At 76.2% G+C, this 25,193-nt stretch carries 21 protein-coding genes; 8 read left to right on the top strand and 13 right to left on the bottom strand.

Annotation, left to right across the window (positions count from 1 at the left end; translation table 11 throughout):
- Nucleotides 1–59: 59 nt before the first annotated feature.
- Nucleotides 60–545: a hypothetical protein gene (locus SK069_RS03215; RefSeq protein WP_319952736.1), complete on the bottom strand. Its 486-nt coding sequence runs from the start codon at nucleotides 543–545 to the stop codon at nucleotides 60–62.
- Nucleotides 546–640: 95 nt separating this feature from the next.
- On the opposite strand from SK069_RS03215, the gene SK069_RS03220 reads away from it, so the two are divergent.
- From SK069_RS03220 to SK069_RS03230, 3 genes are all read left to right on the top strand, one after another.
- Nucleotides 641–1,990: a sensor histidine kinase gene (locus SK069_RS03220; RefSeq protein WP_319952737.1), complete on the top strand. Its 1,350-nt coding sequence runs from the start codon at nucleotides 641–643 to the stop codon at nucleotides 1,988–1,990.
- Nucleotides 1,987–2,640: a response regulator transcription factor gene (locus SK069_RS03225; protein WP_319952738.1), complete on the top strand. Its 654-nt coding sequence runs from the start codon at nucleotides 1,987–1,989 to the stop codon at nucleotides 2,638–2,640. The genes SK069_RS03220 and SK069_RS03225 overlap by 4 nt, the downstream gene beginning before the upstream one ends.
- 74 nt (nucleotides 2,641–2,714) lie before the next feature.
- Nucleotides 2,715–3,113, top strand: coding sequence for a hypothetical protein (locus tag SK069_RS03230; RefSeq protein WP_319952739.1), 399 nt, complete (start codon nucleotides 2,715–2,717; stop codon nucleotides 3,111–3,113).
- Between the two features lie 20 nt (nucleotides 3,114–3,133).
- On the opposite strand, the gene purT is transcribed toward SK069_RS03230, so the two are convergent.
- Entirely contained in the window at nucleotides 3,134–4,402 is a 1,269-nt protein-coding gene (gene purT / locus SK069_RS03235) for a formate-dependent phosphoribosylglycinamide formyltransferase (protein WP_319952740.1), read from the bottom strand.
- Nucleotides 4,403–4,566: 164 nt separating this feature from the next.
- Here purT and SK069_RS03240 point away from each other — a divergent pair, with 164 nt between their 5' ends.
- Together SK069_RS03240 and SK069_RS03245 are read left to right on the top strand one after the other, a co-directional pair.
- The gene (locus SK069_RS03240) at nucleotides 4,567–5,748 is read left to right on the top strand and encodes a coiled-coil domain-containing protein (RefSeq protein ID WP_319952741.1); all 1,182 of its coding nucleotides are present in this window, start codon (nucleotides 4,567–4,569) and stop codon (nucleotides 5,746–5,748) included.
- Nucleotides 5,749–5,844: 96 nt separating this feature from the next.
- Nucleotides 5,845–8,694: a helix-turn-helix transcriptional regulator gene (locus SK069_RS03245; RefSeq protein ID WP_319952742.1), complete on the top strand. Its 2,850-nt coding sequence runs from the start codon at nucleotides 5,845–5,847 to the stop codon at nucleotides 8,692–8,694.
- Between the two features lie 48 nt (nucleotides 8,695–8,742).
- Here SK069_RS03245 and SK069_RS03250 read toward each other — a convergent pair whose 3' ends face one another.
- Nucleotides 8,743–9,591, bottom strand: coding sequence for an ABC transporter ATP-binding protein (locus tag SK069_RS03250; RefSeq protein ID WP_406628224.1), 849 nt, complete (start codon nucleotides 9,589–9,591; stop codon nucleotides 8,743–8,745).
- A gap of 148 nt (nucleotides 9,592–9,739) precedes the next feature.
- Between SK069_RS03250 and SK069_RS03255 the strand changes: the two genes are divergently transcribed.
- Nucleotides 9,740–10,813 carry an AbrB family transcriptional regulator gene (locus SK069_RS03255; RefSeq protein ID WP_319952744.1) on the top strand — a complete coding sequence of 358 codons (1,074 nt, stop codon included), beginning with the start codon at nucleotides 9,740–9,742 and terminating at the stop codon, nucleotides 10,811–10,813.
- Between the two features lie 6 nt (nucleotides 10,814–10,819).
- On the opposite strand, the gene polA is transcribed toward SK069_RS03255, so the two are convergent.
- Entirely contained in the window at nucleotides 10,820–13,477 is a 2,658-nt protein-coding gene (gene polA / locus SK069_RS03260) for a DNA polymerase I (RefSeq protein WP_319952745.1), read from the bottom strand.
- A gap of 201 nt (nucleotides 13,478–13,678) precedes the next feature.
- On the opposite strand from polA, the gene SK069_RS03265 reads away from it, so the two are divergent.
- Nucleotides 13,679–15,091, top strand: coding sequence for an NAD-dependent malic enzyme (locus tag SK069_RS03265; protein WP_319952746.1), 1,413 nt, complete (start codon nucleotides 13,679–13,681; stop codon nucleotides 15,089–15,091).
- An 82-nt stretch (nucleotides 15,092–15,173) separates the two neighbouring features.
- Nucleotides 15,174–16,106 carry a TIGR01777 family oxidoreductase gene (locus SK069_RS03270; RefSeq protein ID WP_319952747.1) on the top strand — a complete coding sequence of 311 codons (933 nt, stop codon included), beginning with the start codon at nucleotides 15,174–15,176 and terminating at the stop codon, nucleotides 16,104–16,106.
- A gap of 19 nt (nucleotides 16,107–16,125) precedes the next feature.
- Here SK069_RS03270 and SK069_RS03275 read toward each other — a convergent pair whose 3' ends face one another.
- From SK069_RS03275 to trpD, 9 genes are all read right to left on the bottom strand, one after another.
- A complete protein-coding gene (locus tag SK069_RS03275) occupies nucleotides 16,126–17,352 on the bottom strand; it encodes a hypothetical protein (RefSeq protein ID WP_319952748.1) in 1,227 nt (408 codons plus the stop codon).
- Nucleotides 17,353–17,386: 34 nt separating this feature from the next.
- Complete coding sequence (locus SK069_RS03280) at nucleotides 17,387–17,560, bottom strand: hypothetical protein (protein WP_319952749.1); 174 nt, start codon at nucleotides 17,558–17,560, stop codon at nucleotides 17,387–17,389.
- Between the two features lie 76 nt (nucleotides 17,561–17,636).
- The gene (trpA, locus tag SK069_RS03285; protein WP_319952750.1) at nucleotides 17,637–18,482 is read right to left on the bottom strand and encodes a tryptophan synthase subunit alpha; all 846 of its coding nucleotides are present in this window, start codon (nucleotides 18,480–18,482) and stop codon (nucleotides 17,637–17,639) included.
- Nucleotides 18,479–19,771 carry a tryptophan synthase subunit beta gene (gene trpB, locus SK069_RS03290; RefSeq protein ID WP_319952751.1) on the bottom strand — a complete coding sequence of 431 codons (1,293 nt, stop codon included), beginning with the start codon at nucleotides 19,769–19,771 and terminating at the stop codon, nucleotides 18,479–18,481. Before trpB ends, trpA begins: the two co-directional genes overlap by 4 nt.
- Entirely contained in the window at nucleotides 19,768–20,661 is an 894-nt protein-coding gene (locus tag SK069_RS03295; protein WP_319952752.1) for a phosphoribosylanthranilate isomerase, read from the bottom strand. Before SK069_RS03295 ends, trpB begins: the two co-directional genes overlap by 4 nt.
- Before the next feature lie 64 nt (nucleotides 20,662–20,725).
- Entirely contained in the window at nucleotides 20,726–21,730 is a 1,005-nt protein-coding gene (locus SK069_RS03300) for a YihY/virulence factor BrkB family protein (RefSeq protein ID WP_319952753.1), read from the bottom strand.
- Between the two features lie 120 nt (nucleotides 21,731–21,850).
- Complete coding sequence (locus SK069_RS03305; protein ID WP_319952754.1) at nucleotides 21,851–23,095, bottom strand: S1C family serine protease; 1,245 nt, start codon at nucleotides 23,093–23,095, stop codon at nucleotides 21,851–21,853.
- Nucleotides 23,096–23,196: 101 nt separating this feature from the next.
- A complete protein-coding gene (trpC, locus tag SK069_RS03310; RefSeq protein ID WP_319952755.1) occupies nucleotides 23,197–23,982 on the bottom strand; it encodes an indole-3-glycerol phosphate synthase TrpC in 786 nt (261 codons plus the stop codon).
- On the bottom strand, nucleotides 23,979–25,061 hold the full coding sequence (trpD, locus tag SK069_RS03315) for an anthranilate phosphoribosyltransferase (protein ID WP_319952756.1): 1,083 nt from the start codon (nucleotides 25,059–25,061) through the stop codon (nucleotides 23,979–23,981). Before trpD ends, trpC begins: the two co-directional genes overlap by 4 nt.
- Between the last annotated feature and the right edge of the window lie 132 nt (nucleotides 25,062–25,193).

Below are 25,193 nucleotides of genomic sequence, written 5' to 3' on the forward strand. Positions count from 1 at the left end.
GACGCGGCCCACGGCGACTCCGCCCGCGCCCGCGGTACCCGTGCGCGGGCGGCGCGCGATCAGGAGCGGCGGGCGCCGTCGTCGGCGCCGCGACCCCCGCGACGACCGCGATCGTCGCCGCCGCGCCGGTCCTCGCGGCCCCGCGAGCGATCCTCCGCCCGGCCCCGGCGACCGTGGCGTCCGCTCGAGCGGCGGTCCGCGCCACGCCGTCCATGACGGTGACGGTGCCGCGTCCGCGTGCGGTGACCGTCCGCCCGGCGGTCGTCCGAGCGCGAGGCGTCGTCGCTCGTCCCGCGCGGGCGGTCGCCCCCGTGATCGTCGGTCGTGGTCGTCCCGCTCGGCGTCGTCGCCGTGGTCGAGGTCGTGGTCGTCGCCGGCGTCGTGGCCGTCGCGACCTGCGTCGTCGTCCCGCGGTGCTCGTGGCCGGGCGGGTCGTCCGCGCCCTTGCGGGCCTGGACGACGGTGGGCACGGCGAGGGCGGCGATCGCCGCCGCGGTGACGACGGCGGCGAGCGGGCGCCGGGCGAGGGTCGTTCGGTCGGTCATGCCGCCAGGGTGCGGTGCGCGCGGTCCCAGCCGCAACGGGACCATGGTCCCAATGGCGGTGCGACCGGCCGGGCGGCCCGGCAGGATGGGACGCGGTGCCCGCCGTCCGCCGCCATCCCCCGTCCGACGGCGCGTCGCCCGCGCGCCGCCCGCCGAGCACCGCCTCCGCGGTCGGGCGCTTCATGCTCGGCAGCCTCGTGGCGATCGCGGTCGTCGTGGTCGGCGGGTTCTTCGCCCTGCGGTCGGTGGCGATCGACGAGGCCGAGCGCGACACCCGCGAGCGCGTGGAGGCGGAGGGCCGCCTCGTCCAGGTCGCCGGGCTCTCCGACGGGCTGCTCAGTGGCGACCCGCGCGCGATCCGGCGCCTGGACGACGTCGTCCAGGCCCAGGTGCTCGGCGGCTCGGTCGTGCGCGTGAAGGTCTGGGCCCGCGACGGGCGCGTGCTCTACGCCGACGAGCCGCGGCTGATCGGCGAGCGCTTCCCGCTCGAGCCGGAGGAGGCCGAGCTCTTCGCGACCGGGGGCTCGGAGGCCGAGCTCTCCGACCTGCGGCTCGCCGAGAACCGCTTCGAGCGCGACGCCGGCGAGCTGCTCGAGGCCCACACCGTCGTCCGCCTGCCCGACGGGACCCCCGTCCTGTTCGAGATCTACCAGCGCTTCTCGTCCGTCACCGCGAGCGGCGAGCGGATCCTCGGCACCCTCGCGCCGCCGCTCCTCGCGGGCCTCGCGGTGCTGCTGCTCTTCCAGGCGCCGCTCGCGTGGGGCATGGCGCGCCGCCTGCGCCGCGGGCACGCCGAGCGGGAGCACCTGCTCGCGGCCGCCGTGGCGTCGTCGGCCGCCGAGCGGCGCCGGATCGCCGCCGATCTGCACGACGGCGTCGTCCAGGACCTCGCCGGGGTCGCGTTCGGGCTGGCGCCCCTGGCCGACGACGCGCGACGGCGCGGCGACGAGGACGGCGCCCGCGTCCTCGACGGCACGGTCGAACGGCTGCGCCAGGGCGTCCGGGACCTGCGCACGACGCTCGTCGAGCTCCATCCGCCGAACGTCGGCGCGACCGGCCTCGCCGCGGCCCTGGAGGACCTCCTCAGCCCGCTGCGCCGCGACGGCACCACCGCGTCGCTCGACGTCGACCCGGCGCTCGCCGCGGGCACCCGCCACGACGAGCTCGTCTACCGGACGGCGCGGGAGGCGGTGCGCAACGTCCGTCGCCACGCCCGCGCCGGGCACGTCGACCTCGTGGTGCGCGCGACCGGCGACGGCGGGGTGGCGCTGCGGGTCGCCGACGACGGCGTCGGCTTCGACGCCGCGGATCGCGCCGCCCGCGCCGCCGAGGGGCACGTCGGGCTGCGCCTGGCGACCGAGCTCGCCGCCGGCGCCGGCGGCCGCCTCGCGGTCTCCTCGACCCCCGGCGCCGGCACCGTCGTCGACCTGGAGCTGCCCGCATGACCGTCACCGTCCTCGTCGCCGACGACCACGGGGTGATGCGCGAGGGGCTCGCGCGCCTCATCGACGCCGTCGAGGACCTCGCGCTCGTCGGCGTCGCGGCGGACGGGGCAGAGGCCGTCGCCGCCGTCCGGGAGCACGAGCCCGACGTCGTGCTCATGGACCTCGACATGCCCGGTGTCGACGGGATCGAGGCGACGCGCCGGATCCAGGTCGAGCGGCCCGCGACGGCGGTGCTCGTGCTGACCGCGTTCTCCGACCGACCGCGGATCCTCGGCGCGCTGCGCGCCGGGGCGTGCGGCTACCTGCTGAAGGACGCCTCGTCGGCGGAGGTCGCCGACGGGATCCGCGCGGCGGCGCGGGGCGAGTCGCCGCTGGACCCGCGAGCCGCGCGGACGGTCCTCGCCGCCCGGGCCGAGCCCGACCCGCTCGAGGGCCTGTCGCCGCGCGAGCGCGACGTGCTCGCGCTGCTCGTCGAGGGCCTGCCGAACAAGCTCATCGCCCGCCGGCTGGGGATCAGCGAGAAGACCGTGAAGTCGCACCTGACGCGCGTCTTCCGGGCGATCGGGGTCGACGACCGCACGCAGGCCGCGCTCTGGGCGCAGCGGCGCGGCTTCCCCGGCGCCGAGGACGACCCCGCGACGCGCTGGTGAGCCCCCGCCCGCGGGCCGGCGCCGCGACGAAGGTCCCATTGCCGCGCAGCGTCGCGCGCGCGACGCTGGGGCGCGTGTCCCCCCGCCGGTCGCTCGCTCCCGTCCTCGTCGCCGTCGCGCTCGCGTCGCCGGGCCTCCTCGTGCCGGCGTCCGCCGGCGCGCGCGACGACGCCCGCGCCCGCGGCGAGACGCGCTGCGGCCAGGGCGCCCGGACCCGCCTGGAGCTGCGGTCCCGGGACGGCGCGATCGACCTCCGGTTCCGGCTGCAGCGGGGCCGGGCCGGCGAGCGCTGGCGCGTCGTCGTCGTCCAGGAGGGCCGCCTCGCGTGGCGCGGCCGCCGGACGACGTCGCGCCGCGGCGAGCTCGACGTGCGGCGGCGACTGCGCGACCTGCCCGGCGCGGACCGCGTCACCGCCCGCGCGGCGGGCCCGCGGGGCACGACCTGCGCGGTGTCGCTCGTCCTGCCCGGCTGACCGCGGTCGCCCGCGCGCCGTCAGGGCCGCACGGCGACGCGCGCCGCGGCGGCGCTCGCCCGCTCGCGCGCGTGGGTGACGTCCTCGCCGAGGGCCAGCGCGACCCCGAGCCGCCGGCCCGGGCGGGCGTCCGGCTTGCCGAACAGCCGCAGCTCGACGGACGGGTCCACGGCCAGCGCCTCCGCGGCGCCGCCGTAGCCCGGTGCGTCCGCGTCGTCCGTCCCGAGGACGACGGCGCTGGCCCCGGTGCCCCGCAGCGGGATCCGGTCCTCCCCCGGCGCGGTCCCGACCGGCAGCCCGAGGATCGCCCGCACGTGCAGCGCGAACTCGCTCAGCGCCTGCGACGCGAGGGTCACCATCCCCGTGTCGTGGGGTCGCGGCGAGACCTCGCTGAAGAGGACCTCGTCGCCGCGGACGAACAGCTCGACGCCGAAGATCCCCCAGCCGCCCAGCGCGTCGGTGACGATCCGCGCGACCCGCTCGGCCTCCGCGGCCGCGGTGGCGCTCATCGGCTGCGGCTGCCACGACTCGCGGTAGTCGCCGCCCTCCTGGACGTGGCCGATCGGCGCGCAGAACGCCGTGCCGCCGGCGTGGCGCACGGTCAGGAGGGTGATCTCGTAGTCGAAGGTCACGAAGCCCTCGCAGATGACGCGCCCGGCGCCGACCCGGCCGCCCTCCTGCGCGATCCGCCAGGCCTCGCCCGCGCCGCCCGGCTCGCGGACGACCGACTGGCCCTTGCCGCTGGAGGACATGACGGGCTTCACCACGCACGGCACGAACGTCGCCGGGTCGGTCCCGCCGAGGGCGGCGACGGCCGCCGCGAGCTCGTCCTCCGTGTCGCAGAAGCGGTACGGCGACGTCGGCAGGCCCAGGTCCTCGGCCACGAGCCGCCGGATGCCCTCCCGGTCCATCGTCAGGCGGGCGGCCCGGGCCGTCGGCACGACGCGCAGCCCGTCCGCCTCGAGCTCCTCGAGCACCGCGGTGGCGATCGCCTCGATCTCCGGGACGACGAGCAGCTGCGCGCACGGTCGCCCGCGCTCCTCCTCGAGCACCGCGCGCAGGGCGTCCGGGTCGCTCATCGAGACGACGTGCCGGCGGTGCGCGAGCGCCATCGCCGGCGCGCCGTCGTAGCGGTCCACGGCGACGACCTCGCAGCCGAGGCGGACCGCCTCGAGCGCGACCTCGCGCCCGAGCTCGCCGCTGCCGAGCAGCACCAGCCGCACGGCGCCGGCCGTGCCGGGCGTGCCGATGGTGGTGACGGGCACGGGCGGACGGGCGACGGGCGTCATGGCGCGCGATCTTCGCAAGATCGGTTGCAAGCGGGGGCCCGGGCTTGGGTCGACGGTCCCGCCGCCGATAGCGTCGCCGCCGACCGGTCGTCGGAGGACCGCCGACGGTCGCCGTCGCGCCTGCCGCCCGCGACGCCGCCGCCCGGTGCGGCACCCACCCACTCATGCCTTCGCACGCTCGCCGTCGTCCCCTCCTGCGCGCCTCCGCCGCGACCCTCGTCGCGACGAGCGCCCTGACCGTCGCCGCCGGCCTCCCCGCGGCCGGCCAGGCCGACCCGGCCGCCGACCGCGCCGCCGCGCAGAGCCTGCGCCAGCGCGTCGCCGCCGAGAGCGCGCGGATCGCGGACACGAACGAGAGCCTCGCCGCGGCGTCGACGCGCCTCGCGAGCCTCGACGCGCGGGTGCAGCAGCGCCAGGCGCAGCTCACCGACACCCAGGACCGGCTCGTCGAGGCCCGGATCCGCCTCACCCGCCTGGAGCGCAAGGCCGATCGCGCCACCCGGGTCCTGTCGGAGAACCTCCGCACCGCGTACGAGAACGGCCGTCCCGACCTCGTCTCGGTGATCCTCACCTCGCGCGGCTTCGCCGACCTCATCGAGCGCGTCGACTTCTACAAGCGGGTCGCGAAGCAGAACGGCGAGATCCTCGACGACACGCGCGACGCGAAGCAGGCCGTCGCCGGCCAGGCCGACCGCCTGCAGCGCGCCCGCAAGACGTACGCGCGCCTGGCGACCGAGGCCGAGGCCGACCGCGACCAGGCCGACGTCCTGCGCAACGCGCTGCTGCGACGCCGCGCCGCGCAGCTGTCCCGGCGCGCGGGGACGCGGTCGCAGCTCTCCCGCGTCCAGTCGCGCATCCGGCGGCTCGAGCGTCAGCAGGCGGCCGCGGCGGCCGCCGCCCGCGACCGGCAGGCCGCCGTGCGCGAGGCGCCGCCCACGGGCTCCTCCCCCTCGTCGGGCGCCGGCGCGCCCGCGGCGTCCTCCGGCGGCGGCGACGCGGTCGCCCGCGTCGTGGCGGCCGCCAACGAGATCGCCACGACGCCCTACGTCTGGGGCGGGGGGCACGGCGGCGGTCGTGACTCCGGCTACGACTGCTCCGGCTCGCTGAGCTACGCGCTCGCCGCGGCCGGGCTGCTCTCCTCGCCGCTGACCTCGGGCGGCTTCATGAGCTGGGGCGAGCCGGGGCCGGGCAAGCACATCACCGTCTACGCCAACGGCGGCCACGCGTACATGGTCGTCAACGGCCGGCGCTTCGACACGAGCGCCCTGCGCGGCGGCGGGACGCGCTGGACGAGCGAGATGCGCTCCAGCGCGGGCTTCGTCGCCCGCCATCCCCCGGGCCTGTAGGCCGGACGCGTCGCCGTCGCTCCGCGCGGGAGCGGCACGGGACCACCCCGGGCGCCCCTCGTGGACGGGCGCGCGCGGCCGTATCATCGGCGCGCCATGGAGCGCGTCGGCGACAGGGGGCTGCTCGAGCGCGAGCGCGAGCTCGGCGCTCTCGCGACGGCCGTCGACGCGGCCGCCGCCGGCGACGGTCGCGCCCTCCTCGTCCTCGCCGGCGCCGGGCTCGGGAAGACCGCGCTGACCGACGCCACCGCCGCGCTGGCGGCGTCCGCGGGCCTGCGGGTCCTGCGCGCACGCGGCGCGGAGGTCGAGCGCGGGTTCGCGTTCGGGGTGGCGCGGCAGCTCCTGGAGCGCGAGGTCCGCGGACTCGACGACCTCGAGGCCCGCGACGCGGCCCGCCTCGGGCTCGCGGCTCTCGACCTCGAGGCGACCGCGGCCGTGGACCCCGACGCCGCGCACGGCCTGCTGCACGGGCTCTACTGGCTCGTCGCGTCGCTCGTCGAGCGACGCGGACCGCTCGCGCTCGTCGTCGACGACCTCCACTGGGCCGACCCGCCCTCGCAGCGGGCGATGCTGCACCTCGCGCGACGCCTGGACGGCCTCGGGGTGCTGCTCGTGCTCGCGGCGCGCGACGAGGCCGACCCCGAGCTCGACGCGCTGCGCCGCGAGCCGGCGATCGAGCGCCTCGCCCCCGTCGCCCTCGGCCCCGACGCCACGACCGAGCTGCTGCAGCGCCTCGCCGGCGCGCCCGCCGACCCCGGCGCCGGCGCGGCGTGCCATCGCCTCAGCGGCGGGAACCCGTTCCTCATCCGCGAGTCGGTGCTGGCCCTGCGGCGCGAGGGCCGGCCGGCCGACGAGGCGGCGCTGACGGCGCTCGCGCGCAGCGCCCCGGAGCCGCTGCGCCGCGAGGTGATGCTGCGGGTGAGCGCGCTCGGACCGGACGCGGTCGCCGTGGCTCGCGCCGCCGCGGTCCTCGACCAGGACACGGACCTCCGCCGGCTCGCCGAGCTCGCGGGCTGCTCGCGCGAGCGCGCCGCCGAGGCGGTCGGGCGCCTGGCGGGCGCCCAGGTGCTCGACGGCGACGTCGCGCCGCGGTTCGTCCATCCCCTGCTGCGCTCCGCGGTCCACGGGGACATCACCGCGGTCGAGCGGGCGGTGCTCCACGAGCGGGCCGGGCGGCTGCTGCTCGCGCACGGCGCGGCGCGCTCCCGGGCCGCGGTCCATCTGGCGCTCGCCGAGCCGGGAGCGGATCCCGAGGTCGCCGCCCTCCTGCACGACGCCGGGCGCGACGCGCTCGCCAAGGGCGCCCCGGCGACCGCCGCGGAGCTCCTGGGTCGCGCCGACGCCGAGCCCCCGCCGGCCGCGCGGCGCGCCGCCGTGCTGCTCGACCTCGGACGAGCGGAGCTCGCCCTCGGCGAGCCGGCGGCCGCCGCCGCGCACCTCGCCCGCGGCCTGGCGGCCTGCGACGAGCCGGCGGGGCGCGCGGAGCTCGCCGTCCACCTCGGCCGCGCGCTCGTCGAGGCCGAGGGGCCCGACGCCGCGGTGCGCGCGCTCGACGCCGCCGAGGAGGGCCTCGACGAGGCGGGTGCGATGCGCGTCGCGGTGGAGCGGACCACCCTCGCGTTCTTCGTCCCGGACCGGGTCGCCGAGGCGCGACGCGCCCTGGAGCGCCACGCGCGGCTTCCCGGGACCGCGCCGGTCCAGCGGGTCGCGCTGGCCAACGCGGCGCTCGCGCTCGCCTTCGACCCCGAGGAGCGGGCCGCGACCGCGCGGACGCTCGCCCGCCGGGCGCTCGGCGACGGCGCGCTGGCCGCGGCGATCGGCACGGAGTCGCCCGCGTGGGGCCAGGCCTGCTACGCCGCGGCCTTCGCCGAGGACCTCGACACCGTCGAGCGCGAGAGCCACGGCGCCGTCGACGAGGGTCGCCGTCGGGGCGCGCCGCTCGCGCTCGTCGCCGGGCACCTGGGACTCGCGATGGTGCGGCTGGCGCGCGGCGAGCTCGCCGGGGCCGTCGCGGCCGGCGATGCGGTGCTGGCGGCCGCGCCGGAGCTGCCGGCGACGGTCGTCGTGCGCCGCTGGGTCACCTCGGGGGTCCGCTCGCTCGCCGAGGCGCTCGTGGCCGGCGGCGACCTCGGACGGGCCGACGCCGTGGTCGCCGCCCAGGAGGACGAGGACGACGGCGACCAGCCGGAGCTCGACCGGGCCCTCGTCCGCTACGCGCGCGCGGTCGTCGCCGAGGGCGCGGGCGACCACGATCGGGCCTGGCACGAGGCCCGGCGCTTCGGGGCGGTCTGCGCCGCCGCGGGATACCTCGAGCGCCCCTCCCCCTGGCGGCTCGTCGCCGCCCGGGCCGCGCACGCGCGCGACGACGCGGACGCCGCGCGGTCCCTGGCCGCGGAGGAGCTCGCGCTCGCCCGTCGGTGGGGCGCGCCGGGGGCGCTGGCCGCCGCCCTGCGCACGACCGCGCTCGTCGACGGGTCGGTCGACCGCACCGCGGTGCTGGAGGAGGCGCGCGCCCTCCTCGACGGCGGGCCGCTGGCGCTGGAGCGCGCTCGCGTGCTCGTCGACCTCGGCGTCGCCCACCGGCGGGCCGGCCGACGACGCGACGCCCGCGAGGCGCTCGAGGCGGGCATGGACCTCGCGGCGCGCTGCGGCGCCCTGCCGCTGGCCGGCGCGGCCCGCGCGGAGCTGCTCGTGCTCGGCGCCCGCCCGCGGCGCTACTGGGCGACCGGTGCCCAGAGCCTCACGGCGACCCAGCTGCGGATCGCCGAGCTCGTCGCCCAGGGCCTCACGAACCGGCAGATCGCCCAGGCCGCGTTCATCAGCCAGAAGACGGCCGAGACGCACGTCAGCGCCGTCCTGCGCAAGCTCGGCGTCCGCTCCCGCCACGAGGTCGGGGCACGGCTCGCCGCCGAGCTGCAGCCGGCGCGCGCGGCGGCGGCCGACTGACCGCGCCGCCCGCCGGCCGCGTGCGGCGGGGGCGCGTCCCGTCGGCGCTCAGGCGGGGGTCGGCGCCCGCACGCGGGCGGCGGGCACCACCAGCGGGGTGCCGGTCTCCGGGTCCGGGATCACCCGGCAGCGCAGGCCGAAGACCTGCTCGACGAGGTCGGCGTCGACGATCTCCGAGGGGTCGCCCTCGGCGACGATCTCGCCGTCGCGCATGGCGATGACGTGCGTCGCGTAGCGGCACGCGTGGTTCAGGTCGTGGAGCACCGCGACGAGGGTCGAGCCGCGCTCCTCGTGCAGCTGGGCGCAGAGGTCGAGGACCTCGATCTGGTGCGCGATGTCGAGGTAGGTCGTCGGCTCGTCGAGGAGCAGGATCGGCGTCTCCTGCGCGAGGGCCATCGCGAGCCACACCCGCTGACGCTGCCCGCCGGAGAGCTCGTCGACCGCGCGCTCGGCCAGCTCGGTCACCCCGGTGGCCGCGAGCGCCTCGGCGACGGCGCGCTCGTCCTCCGCCGACCACTGGCGCAGCAGGCTCTGGTGGGGATACCGGCCCCGGCCCACGAGGTCGGCGACGGTGATCGCGTCGGGGGCGATGGGGCTCTGGGGCAGGAGTCCGAGCCGCCGCGCGACCTCCTTCGAGGGCAGCGAGCCGATCTCCTGGCCGTCGAGGACGACCTCGCCCTCCTGCGGACGCAGCATGCGCGCCAGCGCGCGCAGGAGCGTCGACTTGCCGCAGGCGTTCGGCCCGACGATGACGGTGAACGAGCCGTCGGGCACGACGACGTCGAGGCCCCGCGAGACGACGCGCGCGTCGTAGGAGAGCGTCAGGGCCTCACCGCGCAGCCGGTCGCCGGTCGCGGCGGCCACGGTCGCGGGCGTGCTCGTCCGGCGCGGCCACATCAGGCGGCGGGCGGTCGGGGCTGGGGATCCGACGGGCGGGACATCGACGAATGAGGCTACCCGAACGCGAACCAGGACCCGACGGCTGCGCCGCTGGGTCGGGCGGTGACGCACGGCCGGCGGGCCGTCGTCCGTAGCCTGGGCCGTCGTGCCCGCGTCGCTCCAGCTCCCCGCCCGCAGCCGCGGCACGGCGACGAGCTGGACGGCGCTGCTCGCCGCGACCGCCGTGGGCGCGCTCGCCGCGGACGCGGTCGGCCTGCCGACGCCCGCGATGTTCGCCGGGCTGCTCGTCGGTCTCGCGTGGGCGTTGCGCGGCCCCCGGACGCTCGACCTGCCCGAGCCCGCCGCCCGGGCGTCGCAGGCGCTGCTGGGCGTCTCGCTCGGCCTGTACGTGCAGTCCTCGACGCTCGCCGAGCTGCGCGACCACGCTCCGATCGTGCTCGCCGTCCTCGTCCTGACGCTCGGCGCGTCCGTCCTCGCGGGCGAGCTGATGGCGCGGCTCTCCGCGGTCGACCGGCCGACGGCCGCCTTCGGAATGATCGCGGGCGGCGCGTCGGGGATCGTCGCGATCAGCCGCGAGCTGGGCGCCGACGAGCGGCTCGTCGCGGTGATGCAGTACCTGCGGGTGCTCGTGATCGTCCTGCTGGCGCCGATCGTCGCGGGCGTCTGGAGCGCGGGCGGCGGCGGGGACGGCGGCGTGGTGGGCTCGGCGCACGGCAGCGCCCTGGAGGGCCTCGCGTTCACCGTGCTCTGCGTCGGCGCCGGCGCCCTCCTGGCCCGGGTCGCGCGCATCCCGGCAGGCTCGCTGCTCGGGCCGCTCATCGTCGCCGCCGGGCTCGTGCTCGCCGGGGCGCGCCTGACCGCGCCGATGCCCGACCTGCTGCTGCAGGCCGCCTACGCGGGGATCGGGCTGAGCGTCGGCCTCCGGTTCACCGTCGCGAGCCTGCGCCAGGCGGCGCGGATCCTGCCCGCGACGCTCCTCTCGATCGCCGCCCTCATCGCGATCAGCGCGGCGATCGGGTGGCTGCTCGTCGCGCTCACCGACGTCGCGCCGCTCGACGCCTACCTCGCCACGACCCCCGGCGGGCTCTACGCGGTGCTCGCGGCGTCGACCTCCGGCGACGTCGACACGACCTTCGTCCTCGCCCTCCAGGTGCTGCGGCTCTTCGCGATGCTCCTGCTCGCCCCCGCGCTCGCGCGCTGGGTCAGCACGCGACGCTGACCGGCGCTACTTCGCCTCGACCCAGGTCCGACCCACGCCGCCTTCGACCTTCAGCGGCGGGTCGTGAACCCACGGCGCGACCATCTCGCGCTCGACGAGCGCTCGCAGGTCGTCCATCTCGTCGGCGGGGCCCTCGAAGAGGAGCTCGTCGTGGATCGTGAGGATCATCCGCGCGGACGTTCCGGACTCCCGCATCGCGCGGTCCACGCCGATCATCGCCAGCTTCATGATGTCCGCCGCCGTGCCCTGGATGACCGTGTTGACGGCCAGGCGCTCGCCGAGCGACCGCACCTGGCGGTTGCGCGCGGCGAGCTCGGGGATGAGCCGGCGCCGGCCGAACATCGTGCGGACCTCGCCGGCCTCCTTCGCCTGCTCGATCGTCTCGTCGATGAACGTCTTCACGCCGGTGAAGCGCGCGAAGTACGCGTCGATCACCTCGGCGGCCTCGGCGCGCGGGATGTTCAGCCGGTCCGCCAGGCCGTAGTCCGTCAGGCCGTAGGCGATGCCGTAGTTCACCATCTTCGCCTTCGACCGCAGGCCCGCGTCGAGGTCCTCCGGCGCGGTGCCGAAGACCTCCGAGGCCGTCGCGGTGTGCACGTCGCGCTCCTCGCGGAAGGCGTCCTTCAGGACCTCCTCGCCGGCGTAGTGCGCGAGGATCCGCAGCTCGACCTGGCTGTAGTCGCAGGAGAGCAGCACGAGGCCGTCGGCCGCCTCGAAGCAGCCGCGGATCCGACGCCCCAGCGCGGTGCGGACCGGCACGTTCTGGAGGTTCGGGTCGGTCGACGACAGCCGGCCCGTCTGCGCGACGGTCTGCGCGAACGTCGTGTGGATCCGGCTGTCCGGGTCCGCCGAGGCGAGCTGCGGCAGGACGTCGAGGTACGTCTTCGTGAGCGTCGAGAGCTCGCGCCAGCGCTCGATCCGCGGGATGATCGGATGCTCCTCGCGGATCGACTGCAGCACCCGCGCGTCGGTCGAGAAGCCGGTCTTGCCCCGCCGCTTGCGCGAGAGGCCGAGCTCCTCGAAGAGGACCTCCCCGAGCTGCTTCGGGGAGCCGATCGTGAACGTCCGCCCGGCGTCGGCGTGGATCTGCTCCTCGAGCGACGCGATCTCGGCCCGGACCTCGCTGCCGACCTCCTCGAGGCGCGGGACCGACATCCGGATGCCGATCCGCTCCATCTCGCGCAGCGTGCCGACGAGCGGCAGCTCCACGTCGTGCAGGAGCTGCGCGAGGCCCGTCTTCTCCAGCCTCTCGACCTGACGCGCGGCCACGAGCGCGACGCGCGCCGCGATGGCGGCGGCCGGGTCCTCGAGCGCGACGGCGATGTTCAGCTCGTCGGCGAGCTCGTCCAGCGGGTACCCGCGCCGCTGCGGCTCCAGGACGTACTGCGCCAGCAGCGTGTCGTGCGCGACCCGCTCCGGCACGAGGCCGAGCGCCTTGACGTCGTGGCCGACGACCGGTCGCGACCCGACCGCGGCGACGACCGCCTCGGCGCTCTCGCACGCGCCGACGAGCAGCGCGGTCGGCGCGCCCTCGTCGTCGAGCGGTCCGACGGCGAACCGGCGGGTCGGCGCCGGCGCCTCGGCCCCCGCGTCCTGACCCGGCGTCGCGTCGGGATCGAAGAGCTGGCCGGCCTCTTGCGCCTGCTCGGTCGGCTCGACGACCGCCACGACGACCAGCGCGTCGCCGTCGCCCAGCGCCGCCGCGATCGCGTCCACGTCGACCTCGCGCACCGGTGCGGTGAACGCCGCGCCCGCCGGGCCGTCGGGGCGCCCGTCGCCCTCCAGCAGCGGCTCCAGGCGCCGCCACGGGTCGCGGAGCTCGAAGCGCTGGAACCGCTCGCGCAGCGCCTGGTCGTCCGGCCGGCGCAGCGCGACCTCCTCGAGGTCGAGCTCGACGGGCAGGTCGGTGCGGATCCGCGCCAGCTCGCGCGAGATCCGCGCGTTCTCCGCGTGCTCGGTGAGGTTCTCCTTGCGCTTGGCGCCCGAGATCTGGTCGATCGAGGCGAGCACGGTCTCGAGGTCGCCGAACTGCTGCAGCAGCTGCGCGGCGGTCTTGTCGCCGATGCCGGGGACGCCGGGGATGTTGTCCGACGTGTCGCCCTTGAGCCCGTAGAAGTCGGGGATGAGGTCCGGCGTCAGGCCGTACCGCTCCACCACGCCGGCGTGGTCGTAGAGCTTCGTGTCGGTGATGCCGCGCCCGGTCGCCAGCACGCCGACGTGGCCGTCGGGATCGATGAGCTGGAAGACGTCGCGATCGCCCGTGACGATCCAGACGCGCTTGCCGTCCTCGCGCGCGCGCACGGCGAGCGAGCCGATGACGTCGTCGGCCTCGTACCCCTCGAGGGAGACGTTCGCGAACCCGAGCGCCTCGACGATCGGGGCGAGCTCCGGCCACTGCTGGCGCAGGAGGTCCGGCTTGCGCGCCCGCTGGGCCTTGTACTCGGCGTAGACCTCCTTGCGGCCCGACATGCCGGCGTCCCAGGCCACGGCCGTCGGCACGAACCCGTAGGTCTCCACGAGCTTCACGAGCATCGACGTGAAGCCGAAGATCGCGTTCGTCGGCTCGCCGCGGCTCGTGGCGATCGACTCCGGCAGCGCGAAGAACGCGCGGTAGGCCAGCGAGTTGCCGTCGAGCAGGAGGAGGTCGGGACGGGGGGCGGCCACGGGCCCAGCCTACGCGGCGCACCGGCCGACCGGCCCGCTCCGCGCCGGTCCCGTTCGCGGCGGCCCGGGACCCGGCGGAGCACGACGCCGTCGGACCGCCGACGCGACCCCGAGCGGCGCGCACGGGGACCCGACGACCGGTGTACTTGCATACAAGGTCGGACGCGGAATCCAGCCCCCGAGCGAGTACGGTTCCGCGTCGTGACCGGCACGCCGTCCGCGCAGTACTCCATCGTCCTCCGCGTCGAGATCGACCACAAGCCGGGTGCCCTCGGCGCCGTGGCCTCGGCGATCGGCGGGGCCGGTGGCGTCATCGGGGACGTCGCGCTGGTATCCGTCGCCGGCGACACGCTCGTGCGCGACATCACCGTCTCCGCGGGCAGCCAGGCCGTCTGGGAGGCGATCCAGCAGGCGATCAACGAGTCGCCGACCGCGAAGGTCGTCGCCGTCACCGACCGGACCTTCCAGGTCCACGAGGGCGGCAAGCTCGAGACGACGCCGAAGCAGCCGCTGAAGACCCGCGACGACCTCGCGATGGCCTACACGCCCGGCGTCGCCCGGGTCTGCGAGGCGATCGCCGACGACGTCGCGCTGAGCCACGAGCTGACGATCCGCAAGAACACCGTCGCGGTCGTCACCGACGGCACCGCGGTCCTCGGCCTCGGCGACATCGGCCCCGAGGCCTCGATGCCCGTGATGGAGGGCAAGGCCGTCCTCTTCAAGGAGTTCGCCGGCGTCGACGCGTTCCCGATCGCGCTGGCGACGAAGGACCCGGACGAGATCATCTCGATCGTCAAGGCGCTCGCCCCGACGTTCGGCGGCATCAACCTCGAGGACATCTCGGCGCCGCGCTGCTTCGAGATCGAGGACCGGCTGAAGGCCGAGCTCGACATCCCGGTCTTCCACGACGACCAGCACGGCACGGCGATCGTGACGCTCGCCGCGCTCATCAACGCCTGCAAGATCACCGGCAAGCGGCTCGAGGACCTGCGCGTCCTCGTGACGGGCCTCGGCGCGGCCGGCATCGCCGTGACGAAGATCCTCCTCTCCGCCGGCGTGAAGGACGTCATCGGCGCGGACTCGCGCGGGCTCGTGTCCACGCAGCGCCCGGACTACGTCGACGGCACGATGAACTCCGTCAAGCGCTGGTACGCCGAGATGTCGAACCCCGAGGGCCTCACCGGGCACCCGGGCGACCACCTCGGCGGCCGCGACCTCTTCGTCGGCCTCTCGGGCGCGCGGATCTTCCCCGCCGAGAAGCTCGCGGCGATGAACGACGACGCGATGGTCTTCGCGATGGCGAACCCGAACCCGGAGGTCTCCCCCGAGGAGGCCGCCCCCTACGCGCGGATCATCGCCACCGGCCGGTCGGACTACCCGAACCAGATCAACAACGTGCTGGCGTTCCCGGGGATCTTCCGCGGGGCGCTCGACGCCCGCGCGACGCAGATCACCGAGGGCATGAAGATCGCGGCGGCGAACGCCATCGCGAACCTCGTCGCCGAGGAGGACCTGCGCGAGGACCACATCATCCCGTCGGTCTTCGACCGCGACGTCGCGCCCGCCGTCGCGGCCGCGGTGGCCGAGGAGGCCCTCGCCACCACCCGGGGGTGAGAGAGACCGCCGGGCCCCGTCCCGGGCGTCGTCGAGGCCAGCGCCCCGGGATCCGGAGCGGCGTTGCGGGTAGCGTCGGGGCATGAGCGCGAAGCACGTGACGATCAGCGGCGCGACGGGGCTCGTCGGCTCGGCGCTCGTCGCCCGGCTGCGGGAGCGCGGCGACCGCGTCACGGTGCTGTCGCGCAGCGCGAGCTCGGCGCGGCAGCGCCTCGGCGACGACGTCGAGGTCCACGAGTGGGACCCGTCCTCCGACGCCCCGCCCGTCGAGGCGCTGCGGGGACGCGACGCGCTGGTGAACCTCGCCGGCGCGCCGGTCTTCCGGCGCTGGACCGACGCGGCGAAGGAGGAGCTGCGGCGCTCGCGGATCGCGACCACCGAGCACCTCGTGAGCGCGCTCGCGGCGCTGCCCGATCCCGAGCGGCCGCGGACCCTCGTCAGCGGCTCGGCGTCCGGGATCTACGGCGACCGGGGCGAGGCCCGGCTCGACGAAGGGTCGATGGTCGCCACCGGCCAGGGCGACTTCCTCGCCGACCTCGCCGGGGACTGGGAGGCCGCCGCCGAGGGCGCGCGAGGGCTCGGGGTGCGCGTCGTGGCCCTGCGCACCGGGCTCGTGCTCGCCGCGACCGGCGGCGCGCTCGCGGTGATGGCCAAGCCGTTCCGCCTCGGGCTCGGCGGCTGGCTCGGCAACGGGCGCCAGCTCGTCCCGTGGATCCACCTCGACGACGAGGTCGGCCTGCTGCTCGCGGCGCTCGACCACGACGAGCTCGACGGCCCGCTCAACGCGTCCGCCCCGCACCCGGTGACGAACAAGGCGTTCTCGAAGGCGGTCGGGCGCGCCCTGCGCCGGCCGGTCCTCGCCCCCGCCCCGGCGCCCGTCCTGCGCCTGGCGCTCGGCGAGCAGGCGCAGCTCGTCCTGGACAGCTGCGGGATGGTGCCCGCGCGCGCCGAGGCGCTCGGCTATCGCTTCGCGCATCCGGAGATCGACGGGGCGCTCCAGGACCTGCTGCGCTGACCGGCGGCGGACCCGCGGGTCAGCGGGCGAGCGTCCGCGTGACCCGCCAGGCCCCGCCGTCGGGCACGGCGAGCGCGACCGGTGCCGGCGACGCCTCGCCGTCGCGGGACTGGCGTCCCTCCGCGGGCGGGCCGGGAATCGGGACCCGCACGAGGGCGGCCGCGACGTCGCTGCGCCAGTTGCCGCGCCGCGCCGCGCCGATCGCGCGCAGGAGGAGCTTCGTGGCCCGCCAGCCGGCCTGGACGCCGATCGGCGCGGGCCCGCCGAACACCTCGCGGTAGGCGCGGTCGATCTTGCGCGACTCCGCGTCGTCGCCGGCCGCGACGCCGTCGACGATCGCCTCCGCCTCGATGCCCTGCTCGGCGGCGAGCCGCGCGAGGGCCGGCGACGCGGCGCCGCGCGTGAGGAGCATCCGCGTGCCGCGCAGCGACCGCCCCGCGCGTGCCACCGCGGTCGCGGGGTCGCCGGCCGCCGGCTCGCCCGCCAGCACGACGCAGTCGCCCGCGCGACGCAGGGCGGCGGTGATGCGCGCGTCGGCGTACGCGTCGCCGGAGGCCGCGCGGGTCACCGTCGCCGCCTGGTCGGCCGAGACGTCGGGGACGTCGCGGGCGGGCGCGACGACCGTCGTGCGGGCGCCGGGCAGGGCCTGCCGGAGCGCGCGCAGCCGCGCGTCCGTGATGCCGACGGCCACGAGCGTCGGCCGCGCGCAGCGCAGGGCGCGCGCCCGGGCGCCGAGCTGCCGCGCGATCTGGCGATCGGCCGCGGACAGGTCGACGAAGAGCCGGCGTCCGCGCGGCGAGCGGTCCGCGAGCGAGCCCGACGGTCGATCGCCGTCGACGGTGACCGTCGACAGGCCGGTCTGCGAGGCGAGCAGGACCTGCTCGCGCGTCGTGGTCGGCTCGAGGCCGGCGATCATCCCGATCGCGCCCTGGTCGCGCAGCGCGGTGCCCGCGGCCGACGCCGCGCCCTCCGCGCTCAGCCGCCCGGGGTCGGTCGGATCCGTGATGTCCTGGAAGCTCAGGCGGACGCTGTAGGTCTCCACGCCCCCGCCGCTGTCGGCCATCGCCAGGCGCGCGCCGTCGGCGATCGCCTGGCCGCGCTCGGCCCAGGGGCCGCGCAGCGGGACACCGACGTAGACGGCGACCTTCGTATCGAACGCCTCCTCCCCACCGGGGTCGCCGCCGCAGCCGGCGACGCCGAGCGCGGTCAGCGCGACGAGCGCGATCGCGAGCGGACGGGCGAGCACGCGTCGGCGGAGGCCGGGACGGGCCGGAGCGCGCTCAGGCGCCGCCGGAACCGTTGCGCCCCGGCAGGTACGACAGGACGCGGGTGACGGCGGTGGACAGCAGGATGATGCCGAGCGCGATCAGGGTCGCGTCGATCGACTTCATGCCGACCGCCCAGAGCGCGAGCCAGACGAGGACCGCAAACGTGATCGCGTAGATGAGCCCCATACGACCGGGGAATCTACCGCGATCCCGCCCACGGCGCCGCGGCGACGGCGCGCTCCCGCGAGCCGGCCCGCTCCCGTCAGCGGCCGAGCCCGCGCGCGAGGTCGGCCATGACCGCCGAGACGGCGCTCACGGGGTCCGGCTCGCCGGCCGCGCGGACGAGCCGGCTGCCGACGATGACCCCGTCGGCGCCCGCGGCGGCGGCCTGCGCGGCGTGCTCGCCCGTCGCGATGCCGAACCCGAGCCCGACGGGCACCGTCGCGTGGGCCTTCGCACGCGAGACGACCTCGGAGAACTGGTCCGCGAGCGCCGCGCGCTCGCCGGTCGTGCCGGTGACCGAGACGGCGTAGAGGAAGCCACGGGCCTCGCGCGCGACCTCGGCGGCCCGCGCGTCGGAGGTCGTCGGCGCGATCAGGGGCACGAACGCGACGCCGGCCTCGTCGCAGAGCGCGATCGCCTCCGCGGACTCCTCGCCGATCGGCAGGTCGGGCACGATGAGCCCGCTGATGCCCGCGTCGCGCAGGCGCGCGACGAAGGTGCCGAACCCCGGGTGGTGCACGAGGTTCGCGTAGACCATGAGGACGACCGGGACGTCGGCGGCGAGCTGCTCGCCGATCCGCAGGACGTCGGCGGGGGTCACCCCGGCCTCGAGCGCCGTGGTGCCCGCCGCGTGGATCACCGGGCCGTCGGCCAGCGGGTCGCTGTAGGGCACCCCGAGCTCGACGAGGTCCGCGCCGCCGTCGACGTACGCCTGCGTGAGCTCGCGCGAGACCGACGGCGTCGGGTAGCCGCCCATGAGGTACGGCATGAGGGCCGTCGGGTGCGACGGATCCGCGGCGCGCCGGGCGAAGGCCGCGGCGATCCGCTCCGCGCCCACGCCCCCGCGGACCGGCGCGTCGGCGCCGGCCGTCTCCTGCCCGCTCATCGGACCTCGGCCCCGTTGCTCGTGCTGGACCCGGTGCGCGGGTCGCCGGCGTGGGGGCCGCGCGGGTGGCGCGGGGTCACGGCGAGGGCGTCCTCCCCCTCGAGCTCCTCGAGGGAGGCGAGCGCGTGGACGAGGTCCTTGTCGCCCCGGCCGGAGAGGCAGACGACCTCGATCTCGACGTCCGGCGCGGGCTCGCGGAGCACGTGGTGCAGCGCGTGACTGGACTCCAGCGCCGGGATGATGCCCTCCAGCCGGGCGACCTCGCGGAACGCGCGCAGCGCGTCGTCGTCCTGCGCGGCGACGTACGTCGCGCGGCCGCTGTCGCGCAGCCACGCGTGCTGCGGTCCGACGCCGGGGTAGTCCAGGCCGGCGGAGATCGAGTGCGCCTCGAGGATCTGGCCCTGCTCGTCCTGGAGCACCGGCGACAGCGCGCCGTGGAGGATCCCGCCCGGCAGCCCGGAGGTGAGCACGGCGCCGTGGGCCCCGCTCTCCAGGCCGTGGCCGCCGGCCTCCACGCCGACGAGCGCCACCGGGTCGTCGAGGAACCCGGCGAAGATGCCGATCGCGTTGCTGCCGCCGCCGACGCAGGCCACGACGCGGTCCGGCAGGCGACCGGCCGCCTGCAGCACCTGCGCGCGCGCCTCGTCCCCGATCACGCGCTGCAGGTCGCGCACGAGCGCCGGGTACGGGGCCGGGCCGCCGGCGGTGCCCAGGACGTAGTGCGTGTCGGCGACCTCGGCGACCCAGGCGCGGATCGCCTCGGAGGTCGCCTCCTTCAGCGTCCGGCGCCCCGACTCGACCGGCGCGACGGTCGCGCCGAGCAGGCGCATCCGCTGGACGTTCGGGTGCTGGCGGCGCATGTCCTCGCTGCCCATGTACACGGTGCAGTCGAGGTTCAGGAGCGCCGCGGCGGTCGCCGTGGCGACGCCGTGCTGGCCGGCGCCGGTCTCGGCGATGACCCGCTTCTTGCCCATCCAGCGCGCGATGAGGCACTGGCCCAGCGCGTTGTTGATCTTGTGGGCGCCCGAGTGCAGCAGGTCCTCGCGCTTGAGGTAGACCTGCCGGCCGACCTGCTCGCTGATCCGGCGAGCGAGGTACAGCGGCGTCGGGCGACCGGCGTAGTCGGCCGACAGCTGACGCAGCTCGGCCTGGAACGCCGCGTCGGTGCGCAGCGTCGCCCACGCCCGCTCGAGCTCGTCGAGGGCGGGGATCAGCGTCTCGGGGACGTAGCGGCCGCCGTACGGGCCGTAGCGCCGCTCGACGCCCTGCTCCTGGATCGGGGTGCTCATGCGGTGAACCTCGCGGTCGAGGGCGGGGCCCCGTCGGGGGTCGCCGACGGGAGGACCTCGGCGGCGGGAGCCTCGGACGCGGGCGCCTCGCCGTCCCCGGGACCGCCGTCGGCCGGCGTCGGCTCCTGCGGCTCGGCGATCGCACGCGCGCCGTGCGCGGCGGCGATGAACGCCTCGACGAGCGCCGGGTCCTTGCGGCCCGGGGCGGCCTCCGTGCCGCCGGCGACGTCGACCGCCCACGGGAACGCCGTGAGGATCGCGTCGGCGACGTTGTCCGGCGTCAGGCCGCCCGAGAGCAGGAGCTTCGGCTGGCGCTCCTTCGGCGCCGCGCGACGGACCTTCGCGAGCTCCCAGTCGAACGCCTGCCCCGTGCCGCCGGGCCGGCCCTCGACGAACGTGTCGAGCAGGTGGAACTCGGTGTGGAACGGCCGCAGCGCCGTGACGTCGGCGGCGTTGCGCACCCGCGCGGCCTTGATGACCTTCGCGCCGGTCCGCCGGGCGACCTCGCCGCAGAACTGGGGACCCTCGTCCCCGTGGAGCTGCACGAGCGTCAGCTGACACGCCTCGGCGGCGCGCTCGATCTCGTCGAGCGGGGCGTTGACGAACACGCCCGCGACCTCCGCCCGGCGCTTCAGCGACGCGCCGATGAGCTGCGCCTGCTCGAAGCCCACGCGCCGGCGGCTCTCGCGCCAGAAGATCATGCCCACCGCCCAGGCACCGTGCTCGACGGCGTGCTCGGCGTCCTCGAGGCGCGTGACGCCGCAGATCTTCACCCGCGTGGACGGCTCGCGCCGCTTCGGCGGCGGAGCGTCGACGGGCGGACGGACCGGACGGGGCCGGGCCGTCCCGCTCGGGGCGGCGGCGGGTCGGTCGGTCGGCGAATCGGCCACCCGCTCCATGCTAGACCGTGCGTCGCGGCCCGGCCGTCCGCCGACGGCCGGTCCGCGGACGGCGTCAGTCCTCGGCCTTGCGCTCGAGCTTCGAGACGTCGCGCGGCTCGAGGAACGGCTCGTCGAGGGAGGTCGTGCGACCCGCCGCGATCTGCTGCGTCCGCTGGAGCTCGGCGTTGTACTCGGCGCCGAAGAGGATCGCCAGGTTGCTCAGCCAGACCCAGACGAGGAACGCCACGACGCCACCGAGCGACCCGTACGTCTTGCTGTAGGAGGCGAACGTCGCGAGGTAGAGCGTGAAGAGGGCGGTGACGAGGATCCACAGCACGAGCGCCACCACACCGCCCGGCGAGAAGAACCGGATCGACGGCTGCTCGACGTTCGGCGTGGCCTTGAAGAGGAACGCGAGCATCGCCGAGACGACGAGCAGCAGGATCGGGATCTTCGCGATGTCCCAGATCGTCGCCGCCGAGCCTCCGAGGCCGAGCACCTTGCCGGCCTCCGTGGCGACCGGTCCGGACACGACGACGCCGACCATCACCACGACGAGCATCAGCAGGAGCACGAGGACGATCCCGATCTGCTGCGGCTTGAGCTTCCACACCGGCCGTCCCTCCTCGACCTCGTAGATCGCGTTCGAGGCCCGGGTGAACGCCGCGATGTACCCCGAGGCGGAGTTCAGCGCCAGCAGGAGGCCGATGACCAGGGCGATGCCCGCCTGCCCCTCGGACCCGGCGATGTTCTCGATCGCCGACGCGAGGATCTCGCGGGCCGGGCCGGGCGACAGCTCGGAGAGGTTCTCCAGCAGCGCGTCGGTGGCCGAGCTCCCGGCGAGCCCGACGATCGAGACGAGCGCGATGAGCGCCGGGAAGACGGCCAGGACGCTGTAGTACGTCAGGGCCGCCGCCCAGTCGGTGAGGTCGTCGGCCCGGAACTCGATGAGCGTGCGCCGCAGCGTCTGCCGCCGCGTGGCGAGGTGCAGCACCGATGCGGAGCCGTCCTCGGCGGCGCCCTCGAACCGGCGCTTGGCCTCGAGCGTCTCCCGCTCGTCCTCGTGCTCCAACGCCATCTGCGACCTCCTGCCGCTCGCCCGGGTGTCGAACCGGGCCGGACGACCTCGCCGGCCCCTCCCCGTGCTACCCGCGGCCGCGATCGGCGCAACCGCCGATCGGGCCGGGCGGAGGTGCGCCTACGGGAGCTGGAACTCGTCCGGCGCCTGGTCGTTCTGGGAGCCGTCGGCGCTGGAGGAGGTCGAGTCGGGGCGGCGCCCGAGGGTGACCTTGAGCTTCTTCTCCTGCGAGCCGCGTCGCACGACGACCGTCACCTCGTCACCGGGCTTCTTGCCGGTGATCGCCTGGTTGACGTCGTCGGCCGACGTGATCCGCTTGCCGTCGACCTGCGTGATGACGTCGCCGCCGATGACGAGCTGGCCCTGCGAGGTGTTGACGGTCGCGCTGCCGGCCCGCAGGCCCGCCTTCTGCGCCGGGGAGCCCGGGGCGACCTGCTGGACGATCGCGCCTTCCTTCGTCGCCGGGCGCAGCTGCTCGGGCAGGCCGTCGGGGAAGTCCGACGCCGAGAGGCTCGTGACGCCGAGGTAGGCGATGTTCGCGTGGCCGTCCTTCTTCAGGTCGGGCAGGACCTGCTTGACCGTCTCGATCGGGACGGCGAAGCCGATGCCGACGCTGCCCTGACCGGAGCCGGAGGTCGCGATCTGGCTGTTGATGCCGATGACCTTGCCCGCGCCGTCGAGCAGCGGGCCACCCGAGTTGCCCGGGTTGATCGACGCGTCCGTCTGGATGACGTTGTCGATGCTGAAGCCGCCCGGGCCGGTGATCTGGCGCTGCTTGGCCGACACGACGCCGGTCGTGAGCGTCCGGTCCAGGCCGAACGGGTTGCCGATCGCCAGCACCGGATCGCCGACCTGGACGTCCTTCGCGGAGCCGAGCTCGAGGGGCTTGAGGTCGAGGCCCTTCGGGTCGACCTTCAGCAGCGCGATGTCGTTGGAGTTGTCCTTGCCGACGACCTCGGCGGAGGCGGACTTCTCGTTGGAGAACGAGACCTGGACCTTCGTCGCGCCTTCGACGACGTGCTCGTTCGTGAGGATGTAGCCCTCGTCGTCGATGACGAAGCCCGAGCCGGTCGACTGGCCCTCCTGGGTCTGCGGCGCCGGGCCGAACAGCGACTGGCTCGCGCTGCGCTGCTGGACGGTGGCCTCGACGAGCACGACGCCCGGCGCGTCGCGCTCGTAGATCTCGCGGGCGGTCGGCGCGCCCTCCTCGCTGGAGGCGTTCGACGCCTGGGCGATCGGGGCCTGGCGCAGGACGGTGGTCGTGGATCCGTCGCCGCCGACGCCCAGCGCTCCCGCGCCGAGGGCCAGGCCGGCGCCCAGGACGGCCGAGACGCCGACGACCGCGGGAGTGGCGAGCTTGCTCATGAACGCCAGTATGCGCGGCGTTCCCTAAGGCGATGTGAAGCGCGTCTAGGAGGTCGCTGGGCGTCGCCGGTGCAGCGCCTCGCGGAGGCCGCGCGCGCCGCTCAGAGGGCGGCGAGCTCCCGGCAGGCCGCCTCGATGTCGTCCTGGCGCATGAAGTGCGACCCCACGAGCACGGCGTCGACCCCGACCCGCTCGAGCTCCTCGATCTCCTCGCGCCGGCTGATGCCGGACTCGGAGACGACGACCTTCCCCGCGGGCACGTGGCTCAGCAGCTCGAACGTCCGGTTGAGGTCGATCGACAGGTCGCGCAGGTCGCGGTTGTTGATGCCGATGACGTCGGCGTCCACGACCTCGAGGGCGCGCTCGAGCTCCTCGCCGTCGTGGACCTCGACGAGCACGTCGAGGTCGTACTCGCGCGCCTTGCGGTAGAGCTTCGCGAGGTCCTTGTCCTCGAGCGCGGCGACGATCAGCAGCAGGGCGTCGGCACCGGAGACCGCGGTCTCGAGCACCTGGTACGGGTGGACGATGAAGTCCTTGCGGATGATCGGCAGGTCGCTCGCGCCACGGGCCTTCGCGAGGTCCGTCAGCTCTCCGCCGAAGAACGGCTCGTCGGTGAGCACCGACAGCGCGGTCGCGCCGGCGCGCTGGTAGGCGGCGACGACCTCCTCGACCGTCGAGCCGGTGCGCAGCTCGTGCTCGGCCGACGGGGCGCGGCGCTTGTGCTCGGCGATGACCGACACGCCGGGACGCGACGCGAGCGCCTCGGCGAAGGGGCGGTCGTCGCCGCGGTCCTTCAGGCGGGCGCGCAGCTGCTCCGGTGGCACGGCCTTGCGCCGGCGCTTCACGTCGTCGCGGGTGCGGTCGACGATCTCGTCGAGGATGCTCATGAGACGGTTCCCCCCACCCGGCCCCCGGCGGGCGCTTCGGTCGTGCCCGCGCCGGACGCGAGCTGGTTCGTGCGGGCGACGTAGCGCTCCAGGACCCCGGCGGCGGCGCCGGAGGCGATCGACTCGCGGGCGCGCTCGACCCCGGCGGCGAGGCTGTCCGCGCCGCCGCCCACGAAGATGCCCGCACCCGCGTTGGCGACGACGAGCTCGAGCGCCGCGCCCGGCTCCCCGTCCAGCACCCGACGGCTGACCTCGGCGTTCTCGGCCGGGGTCGCGCCCCGGACGGCGTCCAGCGGGTGGCTCGTGACGCCGAGCTCCTGCGGCGTGACCCGGCGGCGCTCGATCCCGTCGGGGGTGACGGCGAGGACCGTCGACGGGGCGGCGATCGACAGCTCGTCCAGGCCGTCCTCGCTGCGCACGAGCAGCGCGTGCTCCGTGCCGAGCCGGTGGACGGCCTCGGCCATCCGCTCGATGACGTCCGGGTACCCGACCCCGATCACCTGGCGCGGGGCGCCGGCGGGGCTCGTGAGCGGGCCGAGGACGTTGAAGACGGTGCGCACGGCGAGCTCCTTGCGCACGGGGATGACGTAGCGCGTGGCGGCGTGATGGCGCGGCGCGAAGAGGAAGCCGAAGCCCAGCTCGTCGATCACGGTCCCGACCTGGGCGGCGTCGAGCTCGATCGCCGCGCCGAGCGCCTCCAGCAGGTCGGCCGCGCCGGACTTCGACGTGGCGGAGCGGTTGCCGTGCTTGGCCACCGCGCAGCCCGCGCCGGCGATGACGAGCGCGGCCGTCGTGGAGACGTTGAAGGTCAGCGCGCCGCCGCCGGTGCCGACGATGTCCACGAGGCCCTCGCGGCTCGTCGTCACGGTCGCCGCGTGGCTGCGCATGGCGGCGGCGAGGCCGGCGATCTCGTCGGGGGTCTCCCCCTTCGCGCGCAGGGCGATGAGGAAGCCGGCGATCTCGACGTGCGAGGCCTCCCCGGCCATGATCACGTCGAGGACGCGTTGGGCGGCCTCGAGATCGAGGTGCTCGCCGGAGGCGACGCGCTCGATCGCGGGCGTGAGCACCGGATGGGGCATGCGGTCGGTGAAGCGTAGAGGATCGGGCCGATGCCGTTCGGGTCGCGTCGAGGACGTCCCGGAACGCGAACGGGACCCGCCGCGAAGCGACGGGTCCCGTAGTCCCTGGGCCCCGCCGCGAGGCGGCGGGGC

This window comes from Patulibacter brassicae (genome assembly GCF_033949425.1).
Taxonomy (GTDB): domain Bacteria; phylum Actinomycetota; class Thermoleophilia; order Solirubrobacterales; family Solirubrobacteraceae; genus Patulibacter; species Patulibacter brassicae.